This is a genomic window from Bradyrhizobium sp. Leo114 (assembly GCF_055229415.2).
The window spans coordinates 145,281-170,575 of sequence record NZ_JBUYEN020000003.1 but is presented as its reverse complement, the minus strand read 5'-3'; the positions used below and the strand labels follow the sequence as shown (position 1 = coordinate 170,575).

Annotated in this window: 20 protein-coding genes and 1 pseudogene; 5 read left to right on the top strand and 16 right to left on the bottom strand. The window is 61.4% G+C overall.

The annotated features are described in order from the left end of the window. Window positions 1-18 precede the first annotated feature (18 nt). Complete coding sequence (locus tag ACZIRK_RS05055; protein ID WP_165435529.1) at window positions 19-1,650, bottom strand: GmrSD restriction endonuclease domain-containing protein; 1,632 nt, start codon at window positions 1,648-1,650, stop codon at window positions 19-21. A gap of 112 nt (window positions 1,651-1,762) precedes the next feature. Then, window positions 1,763-2,551 (bottom strand): hypothetical protein, encoded by a 789-nt coding sequence (locus ACZIRK_RS05050; RefSeq protein WP_130229468.1) that lies wholly within the window; start codon window positions 2,549-2,551, stop codon window positions 1,763-1,765. 102 nt (window positions 2,552-2,653) lie between these two features. Here ACZIRK_RS05050 and ACZIRK_RS05045 point away from each other — a divergent pair, with 102 nt between their 5' ends. Beyond that, window positions 2,654-3,073 (top strand): PepSY domain-containing protein, encoded by a 420-nt coding sequence (locus ACZIRK_RS05045; RefSeq protein ID WP_463327032.1) that lies wholly within the window; start codon window positions 2,654-2,656, stop codon window positions 3,071-3,073. Window positions 3,074-3,253: 180 nt separating this feature from the next. Here the strand turns inward: ACZIRK_RS05045 and modC are convergent, their stop codons facing one another. The 7 genes from modC to ACZIRK_RS05010 all read right to left on the bottom strand — a co-directional run bounded on the left by modC (window position 3,254) and on the right by ACZIRK_RS05010 (window position 8,748). After that, on the bottom strand, window positions 3,254-3,925 hold the full coding sequence (gene modC / locus ACZIRK_RS05040) for a molybdenum ABC transporter ATP-binding protein (protein WP_130229469.1): 672 nt from the start codon (window positions 3,923-3,925) through the stop codon (window positions 3,254-3,256). Between the two features lie 2 nt (window positions 3,926-3,927). Beyond that, on the bottom strand, window positions 3,928-4,623 hold the full coding sequence (modB, locus tag ACZIRK_RS05035; protein ID WP_028163384.1) for a molybdate ABC transporter permease subunit: 696 nt from the start codon (window positions 4,621-4,623) through the stop codon (window positions 3,928-3,930). A gap of 38 nt (window positions 4,624-4,661) precedes the next feature. After that, on the bottom strand, window positions 4,662-5,447 hold the full coding sequence (gene modA, locus ACZIRK_RS05030) for a molybdate ABC transporter substrate-binding protein (RefSeq protein WP_130229470.1): 786 nt from the start codon (window positions 5,445-5,447) through the stop codon (window positions 4,662-4,664). Between the two features lie 210 nt (window positions 5,448-5,657). Continuing rightward, window positions 5,658-6,167 carry a hypothetical protein gene (locus ACZIRK_RS05025; protein ID WP_130229471.1) on the bottom strand — a complete coding sequence of 170 codons (510 nt, stop codon included), beginning with the start codon at window positions 6,165-6,167 and terminating at the stop codon, window positions 5,658-5,660. A gap of 2 nt (window positions 6,168-6,169) precedes the next feature. Further along, window positions 6,170-6,376 carry a TOBE domain-containing protein gene (locus ACZIRK_RS05020; protein WP_130229472.1) on the bottom strand — a complete coding sequence of 69 codons (207 nt, stop codon included), beginning with the start codon at window positions 6,374-6,376 and terminating at the stop codon, window positions 6,170-6,172. A 220-nt stretch (window positions 6,377-6,596) separates the two neighbouring features. Further along, window positions 6,597-7,544 (bottom strand): penicillin-insensitive murein endopeptidase, encoded by a 948-nt coding sequence (gene mepA / locus ACZIRK_RS05015; protein ID WP_165435530.1) that lies wholly within the window; start codon window positions 7,542-7,544, stop codon window positions 6,597-6,599. Window positions 7,545-7,755: 211 nt separating this feature from the next. Further along, window positions 7,756-8,748, bottom strand: coding sequence for a Bug family tripartite tricarboxylate transporter substrate binding protein (locus ACZIRK_RS05010; protein WP_035689921.1), 993 nt, complete (start codon window positions 8,746-8,748; stop codon window positions 7,756-7,758). 440 nt (window positions 8,749-9,188) lie between these two features. Here ACZIRK_RS05010 and ACZIRK_RS05005 point away from each other — a divergent pair, with 440 nt between their 5' ends. Then, on the top strand, window positions 9,189-11,405 hold the full coding sequence (locus ACZIRK_RS05005; RefSeq protein ID WP_130229474.1) for a putative bifunctional diguanylate cyclase/phosphodiesterase: 2,217 nt from the start codon (window positions 9,189-9,191) through the stop codon (window positions 11,403-11,405). 101 nt (window positions 11,406-11,506) lie between these two features. Here the strand turns inward: ACZIRK_RS05005 and ACZIRK_RS05000 are convergent, their stop codons facing one another. The 5 genes and pseudogenes from ACZIRK_RS05000 to lepA all read right to left on the bottom strand — a co-directional run bounded on the left by ACZIRK_RS05000 (window position 11,507) and on the right by lepA (window position 19,223). After that, window positions 11,507-12,679 (bottom strand): acyl-CoA dehydrogenase family protein, encoded by a 1,173-nt coding sequence (locus ACZIRK_RS05000; RefSeq protein WP_130229475.1) that lies wholly within the window; start codon window positions 12,677-12,679, stop codon window positions 11,507-11,509. 201 nt (window positions 12,680-12,880) lie between these two features. Beyond that, window positions 12,881-13,363: pseudogene (locus ACZIRK_RS04995) on the bottom strand (elongation factor 4); the annotation flags it as partial. A gap of 26 nt (window positions 13,364-13,389) precedes the next feature. After that, window positions 13,390-14,337: a hypothetical protein gene (locus ACZIRK_RS04990; RefSeq protein WP_463327031.1), complete on the bottom strand. Its 948-nt coding sequence runs from the start codon at window positions 14,335-14,337 to the stop codon at window positions 13,390-13,392. Between the two features lie 274 nt (window positions 14,338-14,611). Further along, the gene (locus tag ACZIRK_RS04985) at window positions 14,612-17,014 is read right to left on the bottom strand and encodes an SIR2 family protein (protein ID WP_463327030.1); all 2,403 of its coding nucleotides are present in this window, start codon (window positions 17,012-17,014) and stop codon (window positions 14,612-14,614) included. Window positions 17,015-17,411: 397 nt separating this feature from the next. Further along, the gene (lepA, locus tag ACZIRK_RS04980; protein ID WP_208829676.1) at window positions 17,412-19,223 is read right to left on the bottom strand and encodes a translation elongation factor 4; all 1,812 of its coding nucleotides are present in this window, start codon (window positions 19,221-19,223) and stop codon (window positions 17,412-17,414) included. A 202-nt stretch (window positions 19,224-19,425) separates the two neighbouring features. Here lepA and ACZIRK_RS04975 point away from each other — a divergent pair, with 202 nt between their 5' ends. From ACZIRK_RS04975 to ACZIRK_RS04965, 3 genes are all read left to right on the top strand, one after another. Further along, entirely contained in the window at window positions 19,426-21,060 is a 1,635-nt protein-coding gene (locus tag ACZIRK_RS04975) for a glycosyltransferase family 39 protein (RefSeq protein WP_130226678.1), read from the top strand. 215 nt (window positions 21,061-21,275) lie between these two features. After that, entirely contained in the window at window positions 21,276-22,517 is a 1,242-nt protein-coding gene (locus ACZIRK_RS04970; protein WP_463327029.1) for an MFS transporter, read from the top strand. A 240-nt stretch (window positions 22,518-22,757) separates the two neighbouring features. Next, the gene (locus ACZIRK_RS04965; protein ID WP_463327028.1) at window positions 22,758-23,981 is read left to right on the top strand and encodes an MFS transporter; all 1,224 of its coding nucleotides are present in this window, start codon (window positions 22,758-22,760) and stop codon (window positions 23,979-23,981) included. Window positions 23,982-24,111: 130 nt separating this feature from the next. On the opposite strand, the gene ACZIRK_RS04960 is transcribed toward ACZIRK_RS04965, so the two are convergent. Then, a complete protein-coding gene (locus ACZIRK_RS04960) occupies window positions 24,112-24,606 on the bottom strand; it encodes a VOC family protein (RefSeq protein WP_028163396.1) in 495 nt (164 codons plus the stop codon). A 95-nt stretch (window positions 24,607-24,701) separates the two neighbouring features. Next, window positions 24,702-25,247: a carboxymuconolactone decarboxylase family protein gene (locus ACZIRK_RS04955; RefSeq protein WP_130226675.1), complete on the bottom strand. Its 546-nt coding sequence runs from the start codon at window positions 25,245-25,247 to the stop codon at window positions 24,702-24,704. Window positions 25,248-25,295: the final 48 nt, after the last annotated feature.

The window sequence follows — 25,295 nt, the reverse complement described above, 5'->3', positions numbered from 1 at the left end:
GCGCAAACCGATCGTTGGTCACGCGGAGACCTTCGTGGTATTCCTTTCAACAGGCCGCATCAGTGCCTTAGCAGTACTATCGCAATATGGGTGTAGCCATTGGCTGTTGTCGATGTCTGCTGCACCGCCTTGCGATTTTTCCTTTATGTGATCCAGATGCATGGATTTTTTGTCGATGCGTGCACCGCATAGTTTGCAAACAAACGCGTTTGCTAGAACGTCGGTAAGTAGTTTGGCGTTCTTTGCGTCTTGGGAAAAGGCCTTCGCTCTCTTTGAGGGGGTTGGACGCTCCTTGACCAACATCTGATACTTCTCATTAGCTGCTAGATCTGTCTCAACCTGCGCCTCACTGCGACCGGCCTTAATACGATCAAGAACGAACTGGTAGTAGTCGCGGATCGGCAGATATCCCTTCACCATGCTTCCGTGGCGAATTGTGAGTTGATTTATGAACATCTTATGATTCACCAAGAAAGTCTCGAACGCGGCGCGATGCTTTGTAAACTCTAGGAAACCGTCGATTTTTTCCATGTCTTTTATGAACTGAGCGACCGCCAAAACGGTTGTCGGCTGGTGTCTGATATTGGTGGCGTAGAAATACACACCGGGATGCAATCCAAGCGACGCAGGATGCGTTGTAGTGATACGGTGAACCAAGCGTTCAGTTTCTTTAATCGTGGATACCGTGGGCGTTTCATCTGGCTTCGCGTGTCCTTGCGGAACGAGATACTTTTTCTTGTTTTTTCCTGCATCCTCAACCGCAAGGCTGTTTGCTATGTTTACAAGATCAAAGATCAAGGGCAGCGTCTGCGAGCCGTAACCATGACCTGCAACTGGTAAATCCTCAGATCGAGGCGGAGTCTGTAAAGGAGGGCTATACAAGGCCGAATAGATCGCCTTGCCCGTTTCAACGACTGCTTTCTGCCCATCGGGAGAGAACGAATCCCAATACTTCGTTCCCGTGGCATTGCGGACTATCGTGCGGGCAGCAACCGCATTAGGTTTCGAACGAGCATTCAGAATCTTTAGCTCCGTTGCGTCGATCTCGACCGCAGACTGGTTGATGGTGAAAAATGCTTTCTCAGCCTTCGTCGCGTCATTTCCAGGAACCCACAGCAACGGGACTTTCGCATGAGCTAACCCGCGCACCTTACCCGTAAGTTCCGGAACGCTATTGGGCTCGGCAGTTTCGCTCCGCCACTGAGCGTAAGAAAGAACCCGCTTATTGACCAGTTCTCGGGTCTTGTGATGCATACGCTCCTGCTGTTCAGGTACTTTGCCGTAAAACCTCAGAGAGCGACTTCCCGCGCCATAGTCGTCCATTATCCAGGCTATGATGGCGCTTAAACGATGGGCGCCATCGATAATGAACGTGAGCCGAGCCGGCGACTGCCAGCAAATGACCGACGGAATAAGATCATTGCTTACGAAAGCTTCGATGAAGTCGCAGACGGCGCTGGGTGTCCACGCCGCCGTTTCTCTCTGGAAATCGGGCTTTCTTAGTGTCTCAAAAAATGATTCTCTGGCTGTTAAGTCGGTCGCTGAAGCAGAGGGTTTCCCGAGTTCACCAGCAGTGGTGCTGGTGTTGTCCGGCGGTGCAATAAAATCTTCCCTCGGAATGAGTGCATCAAGATTGACTACCTCTGCCACGTAACTGCCCCCCGACCGCATAAGTTGTAGTTTGGGGGTATGTAAACCGTCTTTCATGTGCAGTCAAAGTGATAGCCGCCCTTATCAAGGGGTGGCGGCCGCAATGATCTGCTTATCTTCTGAGGGAGCTTGCATCGTTCGCGAACGTCCTGATCAGTTCGCTGAGGTCGTCGTCGGCCGATGTGATGCTGTCGTTTCCATCTTCCGGATTTGGCTCGAGACGAATCTCGGGGGCGCTCCGGATGCGCGGGGCGATGGCGGCTGCCCTGGTGCTGCGGACATCGGGTGCTGCGCGCGGCACCACCGCGACCTTTGGCGCGTGAATCTTCGGCGGGCTGCGATCCGGCTCGGTCCGCGCATGTGGCGATCTCGGTTCTTGATCGACCGATGGCTGATGCACTTCGGGCGATGCCGCCGGCGTGGATTCCTTTCGTGCGGCTTTCGCGATGATCTCGTTGACGATCGCGCCGAGGCGGCCCTTGTCCGGCTGTGCCAGATAGCTATTGGCGAATTCATCGACATAGTGCTGGCCGTAGTCGGACAGCACCGCGGCCAGTCGCGCCAGATCGGGATCGCTCTCGACCAGGCGGCGCCATACTTCCTTGTCGTAAGCGGAGGCGTCGGCGCTCGAGGTCGTTTGCGGTGCCGGCAAGGGGGGAGGTTCCGGAGTGATCGGAACAGTTTCTGCGTTGGCCGGAGGCACTTCGGCAAGTGCGATAGCCGGCTTCGGACGCGCATCGAGGGCGGCGGACTCCGTCTTCTCGGACTTTCGCCGCTTCCGCTCGGCGACCTGCAGCGACACGAGGCCGATGCCCATCAACAGAAAGCCGAGAGCGGCCCAGGCCACCGTGAGGCACAGGACGAATCCTGTGAGCAGCAAAACCCAACCAGCAATACGCATGGCACGCCTTTCTTCCGGCAACAATTTGGCGCGCTCGGGCGGATTTGGCAAATCGACAAGCTTTGTCCTTAAAGCAAACGAATCTGTGAACGAGTCGAGCCGATGTCTTTTGCCGAGCACCGCGGGGAACCGTCACATTGTCGCCAATCGGCGGTCAACAAGCGGTTGCAACCGCTGCGGATCACCCAGTTTCGCTGTGAAATGGGAACCAATACGCCTCGAGGGCTGTTGGTGCCTGCCGTAACGAACTTTCACCAGGAGTGGCACATGCGAAAATTCATCCTCCCGATGATCGTGGTTATGACCCTTGGAATTGCGACGCACGCCAGGGCTTATGATTCTGGCGATCTCATATCGATGCAGAGAGCACTGGCGATCGCGACCGATCTCGGGCTCGTAACCGTATCTCACACTGAATTTGCCGGCTATGAATGGCAAATCGAGGGGCGGGATCTCGAAGGCCGGTACATGGAAGTCGATGTCGACGCCCGCACCGGTGCGGTGCTCAACGTCGATCGATAAACCTGCGAGGTGCTGCTTGATGCGCCCTCGCCCCTTGTGGGAGAGGGCTACTCCGGCGTCAGCACGCACCCGCTTGGGTGAGGGGTCTCTCTCCACGCGCACCGTGCCCGCGGCGACGACCCCTCATCCGGCGCTTCGCGTCACCTTCTCCCGCAAGGGGAGAAGGGAAGGTGACCGAAATCAATTCGAGCCTCCCGTCAGCACCTTTACGCCGCCGAACGCAGTCACCTCGCCACGACGCAGCATCACGATCTGGGTCGCGAGCTGGCGCAGTTCGGCGGCGTCGTGGCTGACGTAGACCATGGGTATGCCCTCGTCGCGCAGTCGGATCAGATAAGGGAGGATCTCCACCTTCCGCCCTTCGTCCAGCGAGCCCAAGGGCTCGTCGAGCAGCAACAGGCGCGGCTTCGACAACAGCGCGCGTCCGAGCGCGACGCGCTGGCGCTCGCCGCCGGAAAGTTTACCCGGACGACGGTCCATGAGATGGCCGATGTCGAGCAGGTCGGTGACGCGTTTGCGCTGCGCCGGATCATCCGGCAGGCGATTCATGCGGCGCCCGTAATCGAGGTTCTGCCGCACGTCGAGATGCGGGAACAGCCGCGCGTCCTGGAACACATAGCCGATGCGGCGCCGGTAGGGCGGCACATGCACGTGCGCTTCGGTGTCGTCGAGCGTCTCGCCATCGAGCGAGATGATGCCGCGGTCGGGCTTCAGCAGTCCCGCGATCATGTTGATCAGCGAGGTCTTGCCGGCGCCCGACGCGCCGAACAGGCCGATGACGCGGCCCTCGCTGGTGAAGGACGCAGAGAGCGTGAATTCGCCAAGGTGCTTGGTGACGTCGACACGGAGCATGGTCAGTTTCCGTGCAGCCGCTTCGTCGCGCGCCGCGCGAACCACTCTGATGCAACAAGCGCGCTCATCGCAAGAACGATGGAGATGATGACCAGCCGCGCCGCCGCAAGGTCGCCCTCGGGCGTCTGGATCAGCGAATAGATCGCCGACGAGATGGTCTGGGTCTCGCCCGGAATGTTGGAGACGAAGGTGATGGTCGCGCCGAACTCGCCGATCGCCTTGGCGAAGCCGAGCACCATTCCGGCGAGCACGCCCGGTAGCGCGAGGGGCAACGTCACGGTCAGGAACACCTGCCACGGCGCCGCGCCCAGCGTTCCGGCGGCCTGCTCCAGCCGCCGGTCGACGGCCTCGATCGACAGCCGGATCGGCCGCACGAGCAATGGAAAGGCCATCACGCCGCAGGCGAGCGCCGCACCGGTCCAGCGGAACGCGAAGACGATGCCGAGATGATCGGCAAGCCAGGCCCCGACGAGGCCGCGCCGTCCAAACGTGAGCAATAGCAGATAGCCGGTGACAACAGGCGGCAGCACCAGCGGCAGATGCACGAGCGCGTCGAGCACCGATTTGCCCCAGAAGTCACGGCGCGCAAGCAGCCACGCCAGCGCGATCCCTAAGGGGGTCGCGACCAGTGTTGCGACGATGGCGACCCGCAACGACAGCAGGATCGCCGTCCACTCGGTCGGCGAAATCTCGAACACGTGGGCTCAGATCATGCTTCCGCTTTTCCGGATCATGCTCAGGTCGTCGGCGTGATCAGGAACTTGAAGCCGTACTTCTCGAGGATCGTCTTTGCCGCCGACGATTTCAGGAAGTTGAGGTACTCGGCGGTCTCGGGTTTGGCCGTCGTCGTCGCCGCGACCGGATAGATGATCGCGGGATGGCTGTCGGCCGGGAAGGTGCCGACGATCTTGACGCCGGGCTCGACCTTGGCGTCGGTCGAATAGACGATGCCGAGCACGGCCTCGCCGCGGGCGACCAGTGTCAGCGCCGCGCGCACGCTTTCGGCCATAGCGAATTTCGGCTCGGCTGCTTGCCAGGCGCCGAGCTTCTCCAGCGCCGCCTTGGCATATTTGCCGACCGGCACGGCCTTGACGTCGCCGGTCGCGATCCTGCCGTCACCGGCGAGCTTGGCGAGGTCGAAGCCGGCGCCGATATTGACGTTGTCGATCTTGGAGTCCTTCGGCGCGATCAGCACGATGCTGTTGCCGAGCAGATTGACCCGCGTCGCCTCGTTGATGTTCTTCTGCTTGACCGCGTAGTCCATCCAGTCGGTGTCGGCGGAGACGAACACGTCGGCCGGCGCGCCCTGCTCGATCTGCTTTGCCAATGCTGAGCTGGCGGCATAGCTCGCATTGACCTTGACGCCGGTCTTGGCGGTGTAGGCGGCGTCGATGTCGTCGAGGGCGTTCTTCATCGAGGCGGCCGCGAACACGGTCAGGGTCTTTTCCTGCGCGTTCGCAGCTAAGGCGGCTGAAGACAGCGCAAGGACAAAGGCGGCGACAATTCCGGCAAGGCGGTTCATGGCAGGCGCTCCATCACGTCCGCATGCACGCGGACCGCGCGCACTTCGGGCGTTGGTTGAATCGGTAAGGATTGCGACAGACGGAAGCGCCGTTCCGGTGATCCCAACGGACTGACGGTCGGTCGGGGCATCGCTATGGCCAGACAATAAACAGGCCCGCGGCCCGGGTAAAGGCGACCCTTTGTGCATTTGCCCAGGCCTATTCGCCGCTCATTCCGCTGGCAGGATCGCGACCGAGATCGAATTCTCTTTGGCCCCGCTGATCTGCAGCACGAATGGGCTCGCGGAAAGCTCGAATTTCACCGTCTTGCGGATACCGTCGCAGTCGGTGGCGCCGCTGAATGCCTTGGGCTTGAGGAAGTGACCATCCTGCACCACGTCCAGCCATGCGCCGGACGACAGGCTGATCGTGTAAAGCCCGGCCTTGGGCGTAGTCTTGAAGCTGGTGAAGCCGGCAAAGGTGCTGTCCTTCGGCGCACGCTCCGGCGGCGTCGGCAGTTTTGCATCTGCCGGCGCCACCAGGGTCAGCGTGAATCCGCTTGCGGGCAAGGCCGCAAACTCGTTGCCTGAGGTCAATTTGGCGCGATCTGGCGCGGTCAGCGCGGCGCGCTCGCGATCGATCGGCCATTTGAACTTGTCGCAGCCGCTCGGTTCTTCCGCCGCAAGGGCGGGTGCGCTGCCGAGCAGCAGCAACCCAACCAGAACAGATGTCCGCCGCATGACTAATCCACCGCGATCATGACATCGGAGGCCTTGACCACCACGATCACCTTGCCGCCCACCTTGATGCCGAGATCGTCGACCGCCTCGTTGGTGATCGAGGACGTCATGACGGTGCCGCCGATATCGACGCGGACATGGGACGTGGTTGCGCCCTTCTTCACCTCGACGACGGTGCCCTTGATCTGGTTACGTGCACTGAGACGCATGATCGCTCCTCGCAAGGGTTGAATGCGCGCAGTCGTGCTGCGCCTATGTGGCTTTTGGTTGAAACGAGCGGGACCGTCGTCCCCGGCAGACGCCTTGCGCTTGCGGCGCTGGCCGATGCGACAATAGCCCATCAAGCCGCCGTGGGAATAGCGTCCTGACGAAGATGTTATCCTCGCGGGACAATGCGTAGCCCGGATGGAGCGTCAATCGAAGAAGATGTTACTGCTTCGCGTCCGGCGCGTTCAGCACCGCTTTGCAGGCGGCCGGCATTTGCGCCAGCGTCATTGGCGGCTTCGGCTTTGGCGGTATCGGCGGCGGCTTCGGATGCAGCACCGCATCGGAGAACCAGAAGTCGAAGTCGGAAGGCTTGCAGCCTTCATCCTCCGACTGCGACGGCTGTCCCTCGCATTCGCTGGCGCCGGCCGGGCAGCGCATGCGGATGTGGAAGTGATAGTCATGGCCCCACCACGGTCTGATCTTGGCGAGCCAGCTACGGTCGCCCTTGGCCTCGCGGCACAACGCCTTCTTGATCGCGGCATTGACGAATATCCGCTGCACGGCGGGCTCCTGCGCGGCGTCGCGCAGCACCAGCACATGGCCGGGGGTGAACACTTTGGGATCGACGTCGAGCCGGTCCGGCCGCACCATCATCACCGCCGACATGTCCTCGCGTTCTTCGCGCGACAGCCTGCGGTCGGGCATCGGCGTCAGCCAGACGTCGGCATCTAAACCGATCTGGTGGCTGGCATGGCCGCTCAGGGCGGGCCCGCCGCGCGGCTGCGCGATGTCGCCGACCAGGATACCCGGCCAGCCGGCATCCTTGTGTGCGTTTACCGACAGGCGCTTGAGCAGCGCGATCATGCCGGGATAGCCCCAGTTGCGGTTGCGCGACAGCCGCATCACTTGCCAGGTCTCGCCATTGATCGGCATCGGCGCCGCGCCTGCGAGACAGCCTTTGGAATAGGAGCCGATCACCCGCGTCGGCGTCGCCGTCGGCAGCACCTTGCGCGCGAACAATTCCTTGGCGCCGAGCTTGGGATCGTTGGGATTGGCGAGCGGCGGCAGCGGCTTCGGATTGACCGAGCCTCTGTCCTGCGCCGACGCCGCGTCGGCACCAAGCGATAGAGCTGCAAGAACCAGCAGGGTCAATATCGGGCGGGACGTCATGGGATTCACTCGAAGGGCAGTCAGGGTAACATGGATTCGATGGTCCGCGAGCCGCCGTGACATCGCAATTGGTTGATGGAGCTAAACTCCCTCTCCCGCTTGCGGGGGAGGGCCGGGGTGGGGGTATCTCCGGACTCTTCGTGTGGAGAGGGCCCTTACCCGGCGCTTACGCGCCGACCTCTCCCGCAAGCGGGAGAGGTCGGAAGAGCCTTCACTGCATCTCGATCTTGGCCGACTTGATCACCGTGCTCCAGCGGTCGACCTCGCTGCGCAGATATTGCGACGTCCGCTCCACCGAGCCGCCATAGATTTCCGCGGAGAGCTTTCGGAAGTTGGCCTGGATATCGGGCCGGGCCAGCACTTCGTTGACGTCGGCATTGATCTTCTCGACGATCGCTTTCGGCGTCCCTGGCGGCGCCACCATCGCAAACCAGGCGACCGCTTCGAAGCCCGGCAGCGTTTCGGCGATCGTCGGCACGTTGGGCATGGATGGCAACCGTTTGGGCGAAGCCACCGCCAGCAGCTTGAGCTTGCCGGCCGTCACCAGCGGCAGCGTGACGCCGAGATTGTCGAACATCAGGTCGACGTCGCCGGCGAGCAGGCCCTGCAGCGCCGGCACGGTGCTGCGATAGGGAATCTGGCGCAGCTTCACCTTCGCCATCGTCTCGAACAATTGGGAGCTCAGATGCGACGTTGTCCCGCTGCCGAGCGTGGCGGCTGTGAGCCCATCGGGGTTTGCGCGCAGATGATCGATCAACTCCGCCACGCTGGACGCCTTGATGCCGTTCGGGCGGACGAAGATCGCGTTCGGCACCTGCGCCATCACGACGATCGGCTCGAACCTCGCCGGATCAAAGCGGAGCTTGCGAAAAAGGTTCTGGTTGATGACGAGCGGCGGCGGTGGCGCGGAGAGAAGGGTGTAGCCGTCGGGGTCGGCATTGTAGACCTCCTCGGCCCCGACGTTGCCGGCTGAACCGATCCTGTTCTCGATTACGATCGGCTGGCCCCATTTGCGCGACAGCCAATCCGCCACCAGCCGCGGGACCGCATCCGCGGTGCCGCCGGCAGAGAATGGCACGATGATCCTGACGGTGCGGTCCGGGTAGTCTCCGGCAGCGCCGGGACCACACGTCAGCAGCAGCGCCAGCGTCGCCGCCAAGAGAGTGCTGATGGTGAGAGATCGATTGTGCGTGCTCTGGCGCATCGGGTGCCCTCCCCAAGGCGATGCTTGCGCCTCGTCCCCTGGAGCGGAGGATAGCCTGAACCGGCAGGCGCCCGAAGCCTTTTTGGCGGCAGCAGATGCCGCCGCCTCGTGATTGGTTCGATGCAAGCTCGCGGCTTAACCGGGTACTAACCCTGTCGCGGAATGACGCAATTTCGTGCGGAATACGCGCCATTGGTGCATCCGCAGCATCGCTACCCGGATCGCGGGAAAATTGGCTGCGCGCGCTTGGTTGATTTGCCCGTTGGATTTGCTTCTCAGCCCCTCCGAGCCGCCCACCGGTATTCAGAGATGCGGACGTCCGCCTCCTAAACAGGCAGCTCGGAGTCCGGCTCTATTCTGGAAACCGGCGGAATACACCATTTTTTCAGACACTTATCGGAGAACCATCCGCGGCGGGAGTGCGTGTGGGCGAAAAGTCGATGCCGAAGATGCGGCCAAGAACGGCTAAGAAACTGAAGCGTAAGGTGGCGGCGAGAATTCCCGGCCGTCCCGTCAAACCCGATCCGAAGCTTGCAAGTGGCAGGCGGCGCGTTCCATCCGAGATCGGCGAGATCGTGCGCAACCGCGCCGAGACTGAAGCGGCAATCGCGGATGCGCGCCGCTCCAACGAACGCCTGCGCGAGGCGATCGACATCCTGCCGCAGGGCATCGTGTTCCTCGACGCCGAAGGCCGCTACATCCTCTGGAACAAGAAATATGCGGAGATCTATAGCCGCAGCTCCGACCAGTTCGAGCACGGTGCGCGGCTGCAGGATACGCTCCGGGTCGGCGTCGCGCGCGGCGACTATCCCGAGGCGGTCGGCCGCGAGGAGGCGTGGATCGCCGAGCGGCTGAAGAAGCTCTATGAGCCCGGAGAGCGGCATGAGCAGAAGCTCGCCGACGGCCGCGTCGTCTTGATCGAGGAGCGGCTGACGTCGGATGGCGGCGTCGTCGGCCTGCGCGTCGACATCACCGAATTGAAGCAGCGCGAGGCGTCGTTCCGCCTGCTGTTCGACGGCAACCCGGTGCCGATGATCCTCTGCTCGCTCGACGGCGAGCGAATCCTTTCCGTCAACGATGCCGCGGCCGAGCATTACGGCTTCAGCCGCACCGAATTTGAGAAACTGACCATCCGCAGCCTGCAGGCATTCGATACCGAACTGCCATGGATCGGCGGCCGCGGCGGCGACGAGCAGGCGGCGCGGACCTGGAAGCATGTGCGGGCCGACGGCACGCTGATCGATCTTGCGATCTATTCGCGCGAATTGATGCATGGCAACCAGCCCGCGGTGCTGCTGGCGCTGATGGACATGACCGAGCGCAAGCGCGCCGAGGCGCGGCTTGCCTTCATGGCCCAGCATGACGGGCTCACGGGGCTGCCCAACCGCAATCTGCTCCGCCAGCAGATGGACGACATGCTGCTGCACACCCGCCGCAGCGCCGAGAAGGTCGCGGTGCTGGTGCTCGGGCTGGACAATTTCAAGGCCGTCAACGACACGCTCGGCCATGGCGTCGGCGACAAGCTCCTGCGCGGGGTCGCAAAGCGCCTGCGCTCGACCTTGCGCGAGGAAGATGCGCTGGCCCGTCTCAACTCCGATGAATTCGCGATCGTCCAGAGCGGCGTGTCGCGTCCGGAGGATGCGGTGCTGCTCGCGAAGCGCTTGCTGGAAGCGATCGGCGAACCCTATCTGCTCGACGGCCATTCCATCGTGATCGGCGCCAGCATCGGCATTGCGATGTCGCCCGGAGACGGTGACGAATCGGAGAAACTGTTGAAGAGCGCCGACATGGCGCTATCGCGCGCCAAGAGCGAATTCCGCGGCACCTTCTCCTTCTTCGAGGCCGAGATGGACGCGCGCGCCCAGACCCGCCGCAAGATCGAGATGGATTTGCGCGACGCGATCCAGAACGACGGCTTGCGGCCGTTCTACCAGCCGCTGGTCGATCTCTCGAGCGGCCGCATCACCGGCTTCGAGGCGCTGGTGCGCTGGCCGCATCCCGAGCGCGGCATGATCTCGCCCGGCGAGTTCATCCCCGTGGCGGAAGAGACCGGCCTGATCAATCCGCTCGGCGGCTTGATGCTGCGGCGCGCCTGCATGGATGCCGCGCACTGGCCCGACGATGTCCGCGTCGCCGTCAACCTGTCGCCGCTGCAATTCCGCACCGGCAATCTGTTGTCGCAGGTAACGGAAGCGCTGAAGTATTCCGGTCTGCCGGCGCGGCGGCTCGAGCTCGAGATCACCGAGACGCTGCTATTGGAAAAGAGCAGCCAGGTGCTGGCCACGCTGCACGCGCTGCGCGCGCTCGGCGTGCGCATCTCGATGGACGATTTCGGCACCGGCTATTCCAGCCTCAGCTATTTGCGCAGCTTTCCGTTCGACAAGATCAAGATCGACCAGTCGTTCGTGCGCGACCTCGGCTCCAACCGCGATGCGCAGGCGATCGTGCGTTCGATCATCAGCCTCGGCAAGGGCCTCGGCGTCACCATCACCGCGGAGGGAGTCGAGACCGAAGCCGAGCTGAGCTGCCTGCGCGCCGAAGGCTGCCACGAAGGCCAGGGTTTCCTGTTCAGCCGCGCCAGGCCCAATGCCGACATCGTCAGCCTGCTGCAGGCGCAGCGCGGCGGGACGAACGACGAAGCCGCGCTGGTAGCGTGATTCCAAATCTCTCAACTCCTCATTACCAGCGAAGCGAAGCAATCCCTAGCGCCACGCGCTGAGACATGGATTGCTTCGCTTCGCTCGCAATGACGAATTGCTCACCGCGTCGTTGGCGATCCCGCGAGATTGCCTGAGAGGATCGCGCGGCCGGCGTCCTCGTAATTGACGTCGCGGGCCTGGATCTGCTGCGCGATCGCGTGCATGTCGCGGAAGCGGCGCTCGAACTTGTTGGCAGCGAACACGGCTGTCGCGCCGGCCATGTGATAGGCGGTATCGACCACGGATGCCGATTGGTGGATGGTCCAGGTCGAGGCGACGCGCAGCGCCACGCGATGGCCTTCGGTCAGGGAAACGCCGCGTTCGAGATCGCGCCAGACCTCCGCAGCAGTCGTATAGAGATAGGCGCGCGCAGCGCGCAGGCTTGCCTCGGTGCGGCCGATCAAACCCTGCACGGCATTGTTCTCGCGCATCGCCTTCAACCCTTGCGGCGTCTTGCCGCGCGAAAGCTCGATCGCCGCATCGAGCGTGGCGCGCGCCACACCGAGCGCGGTCGCCGCAAAGCCCATGCCGAACACCATGTTGGTGGAAAGCTTGTACAGCGGGCCCCCTTCGCGCAAGGCCGAAGGATCGTCGCGCAGCGCCGCGAACTTCTCCGGGATGAACAGATTCGCCACCGAATAGGAATCGGTGCCGGTGCCCTTCAGCCCGATCACGTCCCAGACGTCGTGCATCGTGGCGCTGGCCGCCGGAAACAGGATGGTGCGGATTTCCGCCGAGCCGTCCGGCTTCTTGCGCTGCGTACCATCTTGTTCGACCACGCGCACATGCGCCCCCAGCCAGCTCGCCTGCCGCGAGCCCGAGGCAAAGTCCCAGCGCGCATTGGCGAGATAGCCGCCTGGCACCGCCTTCACCTCATGCGCGATCGCGCCCCAGGCCAGAATGCCCGGCGCGACGTTGAAGATCTCGTTCGCCGCATCAGGCTCGAGATAGGCCGCGGTCATCGCGCAGACGCTGCATTGGCCGAGGCACCAGGCAGTGGAGGCATCGGCCTTGGCGATCTCCTCCTGCATCTGCATGAACGCTTCCAGCGTCGCCTCGGTGCCGCCGAAGCGTTTCGGCAGCAGCGCCCGGTACAGCCCGTTGTCGACCAGTGCCGCCGTCACCGCGCCCGTCAGCCGCCGCGTCCGCTCGATCTCGTCGGCATCTTTTGTGATCAACGGCGCCAGCGCACGCGCCTTCCCGGCGAGATCGAATCCTTCCACCTTGCTCATGCGTTTCCTCGCTGTTGTTGTTTTGTTGAGCGGGAACGCGATGGTGGCTTATCTGTGGGGGGAGGGCAAGGTGGTCGAGGCACTCGCCGCCGTCATTCCGGGGCGCGCGTAGCGAGAACCCGGAATCCATCGGGCCGCATAGTATGTGGAGAAATGGATTCCGGGCTCTCGCTGCGCGAGCCCCGGAATGACGACAGTGCCTCAGCTATCCACCTTCAGCGCGGCAATGAAAGCTTCCTGCGGGATGTCGACCTTGCCGAACTGCCGCATCTTCTTCTTGCCTTCCTTCTGCTTCTCCAGAAGTTTTCGCTTACGCGTGATGTCGCCGCCGTAGCATTTGGCGGTGACGTCCTTGCGCAGCGCGCGCACGGTTTCGCGGGCGATCACCTTGCCGCCGATCGCTGCCTGGATCGGGATCTGGAACATGTGCGGCGGGATCAGTTCCTTCATCTTCTCGACCATGGCGCGGCCGCGGCCCTCGGCGCGGGTGCGGTGCACCAGCATCGACAGCGCGTCCACCGGCTCGCCATTGACCAGGATCTGCATTTTGACGAGATCGGCCGGCTTGTAGTCGGTCAGATGATAGTCGAACGAGGCGTAGCCCTTGGAGACCGATTCCAGCCGGTCGTAGAAATCGAAAACCACTTCGTTGAGCGGCAAATCGTATTTCACCATCGCGCGGGAGAACGGCAAGTTATATCGAGTCCCTGTTATACAGAGGCGACCTGCCAAGGTGGCGCATATCGACGGTCATGACGACGGCCAGCATCCGTCAGGACCTGCTGTATGGCTTGTCGTTCCCGCGGATCATCTTTGATCGATTGAGCATATGGCAACACTAGCTCGGCTATGAATTGTTCCGTGGCGATCTCGCCTGGCGACGGATGAGGCTCTAAGTGTCCGTTGACGTAAAGGTCCAGAAGACGTTTCCCTGAACTGGGCGTTAAATCGTCAGTAGTAATGCCCATCATACGCGGGACAATTAGCCCGAGTACAAAGTCTCTTATCGAACTTTTGCGGTCGTTGGCCCAGCGAATGATCTGAACGTGATCAGAGATGGGCATTGCCCGAGCCAAATAGCTACAGGCCGCACCGAGGGAGAAATCATTGGGCCATTCTTCAATCGAAAAGTGGCTGTGTAGTAATGTGATCCAATCGTGTAGCCGGGTTATCTTTATCGGAAGTTTATCAAAACTGTATTTGAAGAACGCATCCGCCAGAAGTCCCAATGTTGAATGCGTATTGCTTTTGAGAGATTCAAGTATCTCTGTTTCATCAACATCGATAACGTAGTGATCGGCCATCGTACACAAAGCCCGCTCAATGGACGTCAAGGCTGCGCCGGGCTTTGGTGCCTTTAGAAGTATTTTTTTGAAGACGGCGCTCGCCCTCGTTGGAGACAACAACAAGCGCAATACGCGCGCAACTGAGGCATTCTTTTCAATGCGGGAATGATCCGTGATCGCGGTACGCCAATCCTGATTGCGTGTTACAAGGCAGCGAGTTAGCTCTAGCGCCCATCGAACATCCTTGTCATCAGAGCGCAGCGTGCCGATCAATATTTCAAGGCGCCGACTCGTGTAGGGGAGCGTCCACCACATCCACGGTCCTTTGCCATAAACCATCCCCAAGTAGAGAGAGAAAACGGCTTCCGGCACATGTCGATCGAATTGACTGGCCAAATACCGCTGAACGGCAATGTCGTCTTCGACGTCTCTTATTCCGTTGCAGATTGAGCCACGCAGGGTTGCCGATCTTCCCCGAGACCAAGCGAGCAGCCTATCCCGGGAGCTCTTGGAAAGTCCCCCAATGACTGCTTCAAGATTGTATCGCGCCAAGCGCCCTTCGTCCGCACCGCTTGGATCCTTGTTCGGTCGAACAGTCCTGTCCGAAGCCGCTAGGATTTCCAAAAATTCCTCTAGAATTTGGTCCTCAATTCGGGCGCCTAAGGTCGGACCAAAATGATTGATGAAATTGAAGTCTAGCTCCCCTGCAAACTCTTTCCATCCAGTGCCGCAGTTCTGCGTCGGGCATTTGATAGGCAAGCAGAGCCGCGGCCCAACCTCCTATTGCGTCACCTCCAACTGTCAATGATCGCAACCTCGGCAAGGCCTCATTCGGAGGGGTCGAATCTTCGAGCGATTCAATGAAATCGTACTGTTGCTCGTCCGGAGGAGGGTATTGAGCCACTAGTTCGAAGAGTGTCGACCAAACGTGAACCTTTCCAACCTCTGCGGCTCGCGCCAACCTGGCGGCTACTTCAGGATCAATAAGATAGACCTCTCGCAAGAATGTCTGGCCTTCAGGCTCGTCCAGCAAGGTCGAGGCCCAAGCGACTGCGTTGTCCCATCGTCGTACGGATAAAACATCTGAAAGCCTTGCGCCGCCGCGACGCCAGTTCGCCAAAAGAAAAAAGGCGGCTAGAAATTCTGCGACCGACCTGTGTACGAATCGAACGTGGCTGTCAATTTCGGAAACGAGAATTCCCGCATCGACGAGGCGCTCGATGAGCCACCGGTTGTCTTGCGTTCTCTTCGATGGTCGCTTCGACTTGGCGAGCTTGCTTGCGGCAGTTTCGATCGGAATCGTATCGTAACCACCGGACAAAACATCAGCAGCGAGCGCCGAAAGATGATCAAAAACCTGATCCGTCCATTCCTTCCCTACCGCTCGCTCTAAAGCTTGATCTAGAAGCTTCGAAAATAGAGCGGGCGTCGAAGTAATATCTCTGTTCAGACCGAGAAGACGTCGGCCCTGAGCCAGAGTAAAAGGAGTCTTCAGAGCCTCAAACAGATCAGGTGTTATTTCTTCCTTTGTTCTTCCAAGTTCTTCCAAATTTTTGATGACGATCCCTTCAGCCAATGGCTGAACAAGGAAGACAGGGATAGATGGATCAGAAATAAGGTCAGCTCTTCTCGTACCAAATTGAATGCTGACATTCTTGAGTTTCGATGCCACTGCTTCAAGATTTGATCGCCAATGTCCAGACTCTAGGTGCTTAGCAGGCATCTCATCTAGGGAATCTACAATCAAAATAACCTTGTGGGCTTGTGAAACTCTTTGCAAGTCAAGCGATGCAGGCGCTGTTGCCGCAATGAGCGGGCCAAAATCGCCGCGGTACAAGCGGGCATCCAGCAAGATCGGCACGACTGGCGGTTCTCCGTCTGTAGAATTCTCTAGGCTCCAGTTGAGAATTTTTTGACCCGCCCGCGAAAGTCGGTCAGATATGGAGAAAGATTTGCCAGACCCAGCTGGACCTTGCAAAACGAAGGGATCGGTACAGCTCTCAAGCAAGTGGGAAAGCCTTGATCCATGAAACTTTCTGACCTGCTCGGGAACTCGATACTGATCGCGCCAACCTTTGAGGAGGACACGGACCGGAAAAGAGACGGCGGATGCGGGTGTGATCAGACGTGCCGCGTAACGAATGAGATCATTGCTGTCATTCATGCCTTGTGACAGGCGAGGCCCTCTTTGAATTTTGAGATTCCTGGCTACGTCGTTTGAAAGAGATCGCAACAGAGCAAGAAGCTCTCGATGGTCATTTCCCTGTTCGCTTGTGGGATATCCAAAAACGCGCAGTCGATACTGGCGCCAGTAGTATTCAACGAGTTCTTTGCTGGCATCTGCAATTATAGCGTAGAATTCTCCTGCGTTGCCGTTGTAGCGTTCCTTTAGCGTTCGAAGCAGGAGCAACATGTCGGGGTCACGCAAACCATAACCAATAAATAGAATTGGACGGCTTACGAACAAAGTTTCGAGTACCGGCCTGACTAGATTTGACGCGCCTAACAAGATGCGATCGTAGTGTGTTGAGGCGAGCACCAGGCTTTCTGCTTCGGCGAGATCGCCGTGGGGCTTAAAGACAAATCGATTCGCGCTAGCCTTCTGAATGTCGGCCAGCTCGGCAATTTGCCTATTAGTCACTGTCCGAAATGAGCCTAAACGGCCTTCAAGCCCCAGTTGCTGTTCAATAAGATTGTCGAAATTGGTGGTGACGAATCGCTCTGGGCCAAGATTCGTCAGAAGGCGATGAATTTCGTGAGGCTTGGCATCGGCGAAGCCCAACTCTTTCCTCAAAGTGGTAGCGATTTCCAGCGGCGTGATTACATCCGCCAGTTTATCGGCAGCGTCTAAAAGATTCCCCCGAGCTAGCGCATCGCGGGCAAGCACAGTGCTTCCATTTCGACGTTCGCACGCGGCTATCAAGCCCAAGAGGAGCTGGTTCCAAGTCGGAAGATTTGACCACGTGGAAATGCCTGACCCAACGAACAGGACGCAATCTGCATGGGTCAAAACATCAACAAGCGCAGATTTTTCAACGGCAAACGACATCCTTGACCCTTCGGAATCGATCAACCGTAAGGTGCGTAGATCAAGGTGGCAAGCCCAGCGTTTTGGTATAGCGGGTTAGCTGGTCACGTTCGCAATGACGGCCTGGATCAGCTATCTATCCTTAGCGCTGCAATGAAGGACTGCTACCGGATGTCGACCTTGCCGAACTGCCGCATCCCCTTGCCTTCTGCTTCTCCATAAGTTTTCGCTTACGTGTGATGTCGCCGCTGTAGCTTTGCGATGATGGCCCTGCCAAGCAACGCGAGACAATAAGGCGTCCCGAAGGCAGTCACCGCCTGCTTTGCATGGGGTTGTTTTTCGATATTTTGTTGTCCGGTCCCCAAAGCCTCAGACTGGACCTGATCTCGCCATGCCCCTGGCGGGTTGGGCCTCTGCCTCAGCTATCCACCTTCAGCGCGGCAATGAAAGCTTCCTGCGGGATGTCGACCTTGCCGAACTGCCGCATCTTCTTTTTGCCTTCCTTCTGCTTCTCCAGAAGTTTTCGCTTACGCGTGATGTCGCCGCCGTAGCACTTGGCGGTGACGTCCTTGCGCAGCGCGCGCACGGTTTCGCGGGCGATCACCTTGCCGCCGATCGCTGCCTGGATCGGGATCTGGAACATGTGCGGCGGGATCAGTTCCTTCATCTTCTCGACCATGGCGCGGCCGCGGCCCTCGGCGCGGGTGCGGTGCACCAGCATCGACAGCGCGTCCACCGGCTCGCCATTGACCAGGATCTGCATTTTGACGAGATCGGCCGGCTTGTAGTCGGTCAGATGATAGTCGAACGAGGCGTAGCCCTTGGAGACCGATTTCAGCCGGTCGTAGAAATCGAACACCACTTCATTGAGCGGCAAATCGTATTTCACCATCGCGCGGCTACCGACGTAGGTCAGCTCCTTCTGCGAGCCGCGGCGGTCCTGGCACAGTTTCAGCACGCTGCCGAGATATTCGTCCGGGGTGAGGATGGTGGCCTCGATCCAGGGCTCATCGATCTCGGCGATCTTGACCACGTCCGGCATGTCGACCGGGTTGTGGATCTCGATCTCGCTGCCGTCGGTGAGCTTCATCTTGTAGATGACGCTCGGCGCAGTCGCGATCAAATTGAGATCGAACTCGCGCGACAGCCGCTCCTGGATGATCTCCAGGTGCAACAGCCCGAGGAAGCCGCAGCGAAAGCCGAAGCCGAGCGCGGCCGAGGTCTCCATCTCGAACGAGAAGCTGGCGTCGTTGAGGCGGAGCTTGCCCATCGCCGCGCGCAGGGTTTCGAAATCGTCGGCGTCAACAGGGAACAGGCCGCAGAACACCACCGGGATCGCCGGCTTGAAGCCCGGCAGCATTTCCGACACCGGCTTCTTGTCGTCAGTGATGGTGTCGCCGACGCGGGTGTCGGCGACTTCCTTGATCGCCGCAGTGATGAAGCCGATCTCGCCGGGACCAAGTTCGTCCACCTGCTGCATCTTCGGCGTGAAGAAGCCGACGCGCTCGATGTCGTAGGCTGCGCCCGTGCCCATCATGCGGATGCGGCTGCCCTTCTTCATCACGCCGTCGACGACGCGGATCAGGACGACCACGCCGAGATAGACGTCGTACCAGCTATCGACCAAGAGCGCCTTCAAGGTGGCATCCTTGTCGCCCTTCGGGGGCGGCAGGCGGGTGACGATGGCCTCTAGCACATCAGGCACGCCGAGGCCGGTCTTGGCCGAGATCATTACGGCGTCGGAAGCGTCGATGCCGATCACGTCCTCGATCTGCTGCTTGACCTTCTCGGGCTCGGCCGCAGGCAGGTCGACCTTGTTCAGGACCGGCACGATCTCGTGGTTGTTGTCGAGCGCCTGGTAGACATTGGCGAGCGTCTGCGCCTCGACGCCCTGGCTGGCGTCGACCACCAGCAAGGAACCTTCGCAGGCCGCCAGCGACCGCGAGACTTCGTAGGCGAAGTCGACATGGCCGGGCGTGTCCATCAGGTTGAAGATGTAATCCTTGCCGTCCTTGGCGCGGTACTTCAGCCGCACCGTCTGCGCCTTGATGGTGATGCCGCGCTCGCGCTCGATGTCCATGGAATCGAGCACCTGTTCCTTGCCCGCCATCTCGCGATCCGACAGGCCGCCGGTCATCTGGATCAGGCGGTCGGCCAGCGTCGATTTGCCATGGTCGATATGGGCGACAATGGAGAAGTTGCGGATGTTCGGAATAGGGACGGTCGTCATGGGGCGCGAGATAGCATTCGCACCCCGAAGCGGCAACCACATTGCGGAAATTTGAGCCGGTTTTGGTTGGTTTTGGCGGGTGTTTCTGCCGATTGTGGGTCGCTGCGGCAAACGGCAGCGGCGGGGAAACTCTCTGGCGCCGGTCTCCCATAGTCACGCCAAGCTGATTTCATTCGCCCGTAAAACAGGCTAGGCAGGGCCCATGGCGACTGCATCAATCCTGCCCGCGGCGGCGCGCGCAAAACGGAAGTTCTCTATCCCCCGCCTGGCGGCGTGGCTGGTGGCGCGCGCAACCGATCCCGTCACCGGATTATGGTTCGTCACCGCCTTTGCGCTCGCCCATGCCGTGCTGTGGACGCTGATCCTGGTCAATCTGAAGTCCGCGCAGGACATCCATATGGACGTCGCGGAGGCCTTTGCCTGGGGCCAGAAATTCCAGCTCGGCTATGGCAAGCATCCGCCGCTGTCCGGCTGGGTCGCCGGCCTCTGGTTCCGCATCTTTCCGGTGACGGATTGGGCGACCTATGCGCTGGCGATGGCGGTCATCGCCGTGAGCCTTATCGTCTGCTGGTTGATCGCGCTGCGTGTCGTCGACCGCCGCCGCGCCTTCTTCGTCGTGGTGACGCTCGCGCTCTATCCGATCTTCAACTTCAAGGGCTACAAGTACAACGCCGACCTGTTGCAGCTTGCGACCCTGCCGCCGGTCGTGCTGGCCTATCTCTACGCGTTCGAGAAGCGCACTGTCATTTCGGGCGTCTGGCTTGGCCTTGCCGGCGCGCTGGCGCTGATGACCAAATATTGGGTGCTGACCATGATCGGCGCCATCGGGCTTGCGGCGCTGATCCATCCCGAGCGCCTTCGCTTCCTGGCTTCGCCGGCGCCGTGGGTTGCGATCGCAACGATGATTGTGGCGATGATTCCGCATATCGTCTGGCTGAGCGAGACCCATTTTGCGCCATTGACCTATGCCGGGGATGTCTACAGCATCGACAATCGCGCGGTCAGTCTGTACCTCGTCAACGGCTACATCGCCCACAATCTCGGATTGCTCGCCGCCTGTATCGTGCTGGCGGCGCTCGCGCTCGGCTGGGGCGCGCTGGTGCGGCGGCCGTCGACCTTGTTCACGCGCAACTGGTCGCTCGGGCCGAATCCCGGCGTCAATCTCTCGCAGGCGCTCAATGTCTGGATCATCCAGATCATCGTCGCGATCGGGCCGCCGCTCGGCGCGCTGTTTTTCGAGATCTATATCAAGACCGACTGGGGCATCTCGCTGTTCTTCCTGACGCCGCTCGCGCTGGTCGCGATCCCCTGGCTGCGGATCCCCAGAATGGCGCTGTTTCGGATCAGCGCGATCTGGCTCGTGATCAGTATCGCCATGCTGTTCGCGTCGCCGACCATTGCCGAGCGCGAGCTTGCCGCCGATCCGAACAGCGTCGCGAAATACGGCGCACGTGCCGAGCTTGCGCGCGAGCTCACGGAGGCCTGGCACCGCAAAGCCGCCTCGCGCTGGGCCGTGGTGGCGGGCACCACGGAGGTGATCATGCCGCTGGTGTTCTACAGCCCTGATCATCCAGCGCCGTTCACGCCGGGCGAAATCTGGGGCGCGGGCCTCACCAGCGAAGCGGAAGCCAAGCGCCTCGGCTTCATCGGCGTGTTCGATCCCAATGACGGACGCCTGCCTGCGTTCGAGAGCTGGATCGACAAGAACGCGCCGCACGCCGAGCGCCTGATCATGACCACACGCCGCTTCGTCCACGGCCACCCCGGCCCCTCCGTAAGCTGGAAGGTCTACATCGCGCCGCCGGTGCCCTCTGTGCCCGATCGCCCGAAATCGTAGGATGGGTAGAGCGAAGCGAAACCCATCATTCGCACTGCTTGCTCCGTCGCGATGGGTTTCGCTTCGCTCTACCCATCCTACAGGCCTTGCTGTTTGCACGGCGCCCCCCGCATAACCTCGGTCCATTTGCGCTGGTTGATCGGGCGGCGTCCGCTCTCCATAGTGCGCCGGCAACAGCGAGGTTCCCTGCCGGGCGCCTTGGAATGGGAACGTCGATGAGTGCCATATCCAGCGATGAGATCGCCGACGACGCGCGGGCGCGCGCCAATGTGCTGCGGCTGGCTGCGGCGCAGGCGCTGACCGGCGCCAATTCGGCCGTCATCTTCGCGACCGGCTCGATCGTCGGCGCGACACTGGCGCCCGACGTTTCGCTCGCGACCGTGCCGCTGTCGATGTATGTGCTGGGGCTTGCCGCCGGCACGCTGCCGACCGGCGTCATCTCGCGCGCCTATGGCCGCCGCACGGCCTTCATCATCGGCACCGGCTGCGGCGCGCTGACCGGCGCGCTCGGCGCCTTCGCCATCCTGCACGGCGCTTTCTGGCTGTTCTGCCTTGCGACCTTTCTCGGCGGGCTCTATGGCGCGGTGGCGCAATCCTATCGCTTCGCCGCCGCCGACGGTGCCAGCGCCGCGTTCCGGCCCAAGGCCGTATCCTGGGTGATGGCAGGCGGTGTATTCGCCGGCGTGCTCGGTCCGCAACTCGTGCAATGGACCATGGACATCTGGCCGCCTTATCTCTTCGCCTTCAGCTTCCTGATGCAGGCGTTCGTCGCCCTGGTCGCGATGGCGGTGCTGGCCGGCGTCGATGCGCCAAAACCGGCCGCGGTCGACCTGCATGGCGGCCGGCCGCTACTCGAGATCGCGCGGCAGCCGCGGTTCATCGCCGCCGCGCTGTGCGGCATCATCGCCTATCCCATGATGAACCTGGTGATGACGTCGGCGCCGCTCGCCATGAAGATGTGCGGCCTTTCCGTCAGTGATTCCAATTTCGCGATCCAGTGGCACATCATCGCGATGTATGGCCCAAGCTTCTTTACGGGCTCGCTGATCGCCCGCTTCGGCGCATCGCGCATCGTCGCGTTCGGCCTGCTCCTGGAGGCGCTTGCGGCGGCGATCGGGCTCTCGGGCCTGACCGCGCTGCACTTCTGGGCGACCTTGATCGTGCTCGGCGTCGGCTGGAATTTAGGCTTTGTCGGCGCCTCCGCGCTGGTGCTGGAGACGCATCGGCCGCAGGAGCGCAACAAGGTGCAGGCGTTCAACGATTTCCTGGTGTTCGGGACGATGGCGATCGGCTCGTTCTCGTCAGGCCAATTGCTCGCCAATTACGGCTGGTCGGCGGTGAATCTCGTCGTGTTCCCGCCGGTGGTTCTGGGGCTCGTCGTACTGTGGATCGCCTCGTTCGCGAAGCGGCGGGCGAAATTGCGCGCCGTCGATGAGTTTCCGGAACCGAGTCTTTAGAGCATGATCCGGAAAAGTGGACGCCGGTTTTCCGAACAGACCATGCTCAAGACCGGGACTTGCTGACAACTGCTGACAGTTCGATCGTGGTCGAAATGATGATCTTGTAGGCCCTGCTAATAGTGGTTCGTCATGGCCGGGCTTGTCCCGGCCATCCACGTCCTTGGCGGCCAGGAAGAACGTGGATGCCCGGGTCAAGCCCGGGCATGACGGCTAACGGACAAACGACAAGCAAGAATCGTGGACGCATCAACTCACACCAGCACCGACGAGGCCGCGCTCCGCTACGACGGCTGGCGCATCGTGCTGGTCTGCTTTCTGCTCGCGACGTTCGGCTGGGGCCTCGGCTTTTACGGTCAGAGCGTCTACGTTGCCGAGCTGCAGCGCCTGCATGGCTGGCCGGCGTCGCTGATTTCCTCCGGCACCACGTTCTTCTATCTCGCGGGTGCGGGTCTGGTCGTCTTCGTCGCCGAAGCGATCAAGGCGTTCGGTCCGCGGAGCTGCCTGGTCGCGGGAACGATCGCGATGGCTGCGGCGGCGGTCGCGATCGGGCAGGTGCGCGAGCCCTGGCAGCTCTATCTTGCCGACGCTGTGCTCGCCTTCGGCTGGGCCGGCACCAGCCTTGGCATGATCACCAACACGCTCGGCCTGTGGTTCGACAAGAAGCGCGGCATGGCCATCAGCCTGGCGCTGAACGGCGCGAGCTTTGGCGGCATCGTCGGCGTTCCGCTGCTGATCGCCGGCATCGGCTATTTCGGTTTCTCCGGCGCGATGACGGCGGCGGCGATCGCGATGGTCGCGCTGATGGTGCCGGTGATCCTGGTCTTCGTCGGCCGGCCGCCGGCGCATATCGGGGCGGTGGCATTGTCTGCTGCGGGAGGGCCGTCACCGACGCAGATCCGCGCCCGTGCGCTTCGCGATCTCGGTTTCCTCTCGGTCTCGATTGCATTCGCCCTGGTGCTGTTCGCCCAGGTCGGCTTCATCGTGCACCTGATCTCATTCCTGGATCAGGTGATCGGCCGCGAGCGCGCGGCGGTGGCGATGGCGCTGCTGACCGCGATGGCGGTGGTCGGGCGCGTGAGTTTCTCCTTCGTGATCGACCGGCTCAATCAGCGCTTGGCGTCGGCGCTGTCCTTCGTCAGCCAGTCCGTGGCGCTCCTCGTCATCATCAACCTGCGCAGCGATTGGGCGCTGATTGCGGCCTGTGCCGTATTCGGCTTTTCGGTCGGCAATCTGATCACGCTGCCGGCCCTGATCGTGCAGCGCGAATTCGACCCGCGCTCGTTCGGCGTATTGGTGAGCCTGGTCACCGCCATCAACCAGATCACCTATGCGTTCGGTCCAGGCGTGGTCGGCCTGCTGCGCTATGTGTCGGGGAGCTACACGCTGCCGTTCTACGGCTGCATCGTGCTCGAACTCATCGCGGCCGTGCTGATCATGCTGCGGGGACGCGCCAATGCGTAGCTACACGCACCACGCACGCCGACCTCATCCTGAGGAGCGGCCTTCAGGCCGCGTCTCGAAGGATGGGCCACGGGCGACATAGGGGCCTCATGGTTCGAGACGGCGCTGCGCGCCTCCTCACCATGAGGGGTTAGATTTCCCGTTGCCGCAGCAAATCCTCGAGATCGAGCCGCTTGGTGAACATCGCAAGCTTGCCGTCCGGCGTGCGCGGCCATTGCTCTTGGGGTCGGTCCCAGTAGAGCTCGACGCCGTTCTCGTCGGGGTCGCGCAGGTACAGTGCCTCGCTGACGCCATGGTCGCTGGCGCCGTCGAGTGCGATACCAGCGCTGAGCACGCGGTGGAGCGCGTCCGCGAGCGCAGGGCGGGTGGGGTAGAGGATCGCGGTGTGGTACAGGCCGGTGGTGCCTGATGGCGGCGGGTGCCCGCCTTTGCTCTCCCAGGTGTTCAGCCCGATGTGGTGATGGTAGCCGCCCGCCGAAATGAACGCAGCGCCGGAGCCCAGTCGCTGCTGCAGCTCGAAGCCGAGCACGCCGCAATAGAAGCCGAGCGCGCGATCGAGATCGGCGACCTTCAGGTGCACATGCCCGATCCGTGTGCCGGCGATGATGGGAGGATTTTGCGCCATGGTGCTGCTCCGGTTAAAGGCAGTATGTAGCGATGATCCGAACCGCACGGAACCGGCCTGTCCGGAAACCCTGTGTTTCCGGCGGCGCTCCTGGCTCACGCCAGCTCCGACACCTCGCCGTCGGGCAAGCCGAATTCGAACGTGTTCAGCGTCATCGACACCATCGTGTAGTAGCCGCAGAGCCCGATGATCTCGACCACGCCACGCACGCTGAGCGTCTCGACGGCTTGGTCATACAGCGCCTGCGACAGTCCATGGCCTTCGTGCAGCGATTTCGCCACGTCGTAGATCATGCTGGCCTTGGAGTCGTCGAATTCCGGCGTGCGGCGGTCGCGGATGGCATCGATGATGTTCGGGTCGAGGCCGCCCTTCAGCGCGAGGCGCTTGTGCGCCCACCATTCGTAATGCGCGGTGAAGTGGCGCGCGGTGACGAGGATCGCGATCTCCGAAAGTTTTGGCGGAAACATCGTGTTGAAGCGCAGCATTTCGCCGAGCCGCGCGCCGTGCCGCGCCATTTCCGGGCTGTTGAGCCAGGCCATCATCGGCGCCGGCGCGGAGCCGCGCTTGCCGGCGATCGCCTCGTCATAGGTCTGTTTTTGCGCCTCGTTCATTTCGCCAGGCGAAAGCAGCTTCAGCCTCATGTCCGTTTCCTCTTGTTTTTCAATCGTTAGGCCAGCAAGCGAATACAC

Excerpts from the sequence above, each read along its gene's own strand:
- ACZIRK_RS05000 (WP_130229475.1), bottom strand. The coding sequence starts at position 12,679 with ATGAGCAAGGTGGAAGGATTCGATCTCGCCGGGAAGGCGCGTGCGCTG.
- ACZIRK_RS05010 (WP_035689921.1), bottom strand. The coding sequence starts at position 8,748 with ATGCGCCAGAGCACGCACAATCGATCTCTCACCATCAGCACTCTCTTG.
- mepA (WP_165435530.1), bottom strand. The coding sequence starts at position 7,544 with ATGACGTCCCGCCCGATATTGACCCTGCTGGTTCTTGCAGCTCTATCG.
- ACZIRK_RS04955 (WP_130226675.1), bottom strand. The coding sequence starts at position 25,247 with ATGAGGCTGAAGCTGCTTTCGCCTGGCGAAATGAACGAGGCGCAAAAA.
- ACZIRK_RS05005 (WP_130229474.1), top strand. The coding sequence starts at position 9,189 with ATGCCGAAGATGCGGCCAAGAACGGCTAAGAAACTGAAGCGTAAGGTG.
- ACZIRK_RS04985 (WP_463327030.1), bottom strand. The coding sequence starts at position 17,014 with ATGTCGTTTGCCGTTGAAAAATCTGCGCTTGTTGATGTTTTGACCCAT.
- modA (WP_130229470.1), bottom strand. The coding sequence starts at position 5,447 with ATGAACCGCCTTGCCGGAATTGTCGCCGCCTTTGTCCTTGCGCTGTCT.
- ACZIRK_RS04975 (WP_130226678.1), top strand. The coding sequence starts at position 19,426 with ATGGCGACTGCATCAATCCTGCCCGCGGCGGCGCGCGCAAAACGGAAG.
- ACZIRK_RS04960 (WP_028163396.1), bottom strand. The coding sequence starts at position 24,606 with ATGGCGCAAAATCCTCCCATCATCGCCGGCACACGGATCGGGCATGTG.
- ACZIRK_RS05050 (WP_130229468.1), bottom strand. The coding sequence starts at position 2,551 with ATGCGTATTGCTGGTTGGGTTTTGCTGCTCACAGGATTCGTCCTGTGC.
- ACZIRK_RS05020 (WP_130229472.1), bottom strand. The coding sequence starts at position 6,376 with ATGCGTCTCAGTGCACGTAACCAGATCAAGGGCACCGTCGTCGAGGTG.
- ACZIRK_RS05045 (WP_463327032.1), top strand. The coding sequence starts at position 2,654 with ATGTCTTTTGCCGAGCACCGCGGGGAACCGTCACATTGTCGCCAATCG.
- ACZIRK_RS05025 (WP_130229471.1), bottom strand. The coding sequence starts at position 6,167 with ATGCGGCGGACATCTGTTCTGGTTGGGTTGCTGCTGCTCGGCAGCGCA.
- lepA (WP_208829676.1), bottom strand. The coding sequence starts at position 19,223 with ATGACGACCGTCCCTATTCCGAACATCCGCAACTTCTCCATTGTCGCC.
- ACZIRK_RS04970 (WP_463327029.1), top strand. The coding sequence starts at position 21,276 with ATGAGTGCCATATCCAGCGATGAGATCGCCGACGACGCGCGGGCGCGC.
- modC (WP_130229469.1), bottom strand. The coding sequence starts at position 3,925 with ATGCTCCGTGTCGACGTCACCAAGCACCTTGGCGAATTCACGCTCTCT.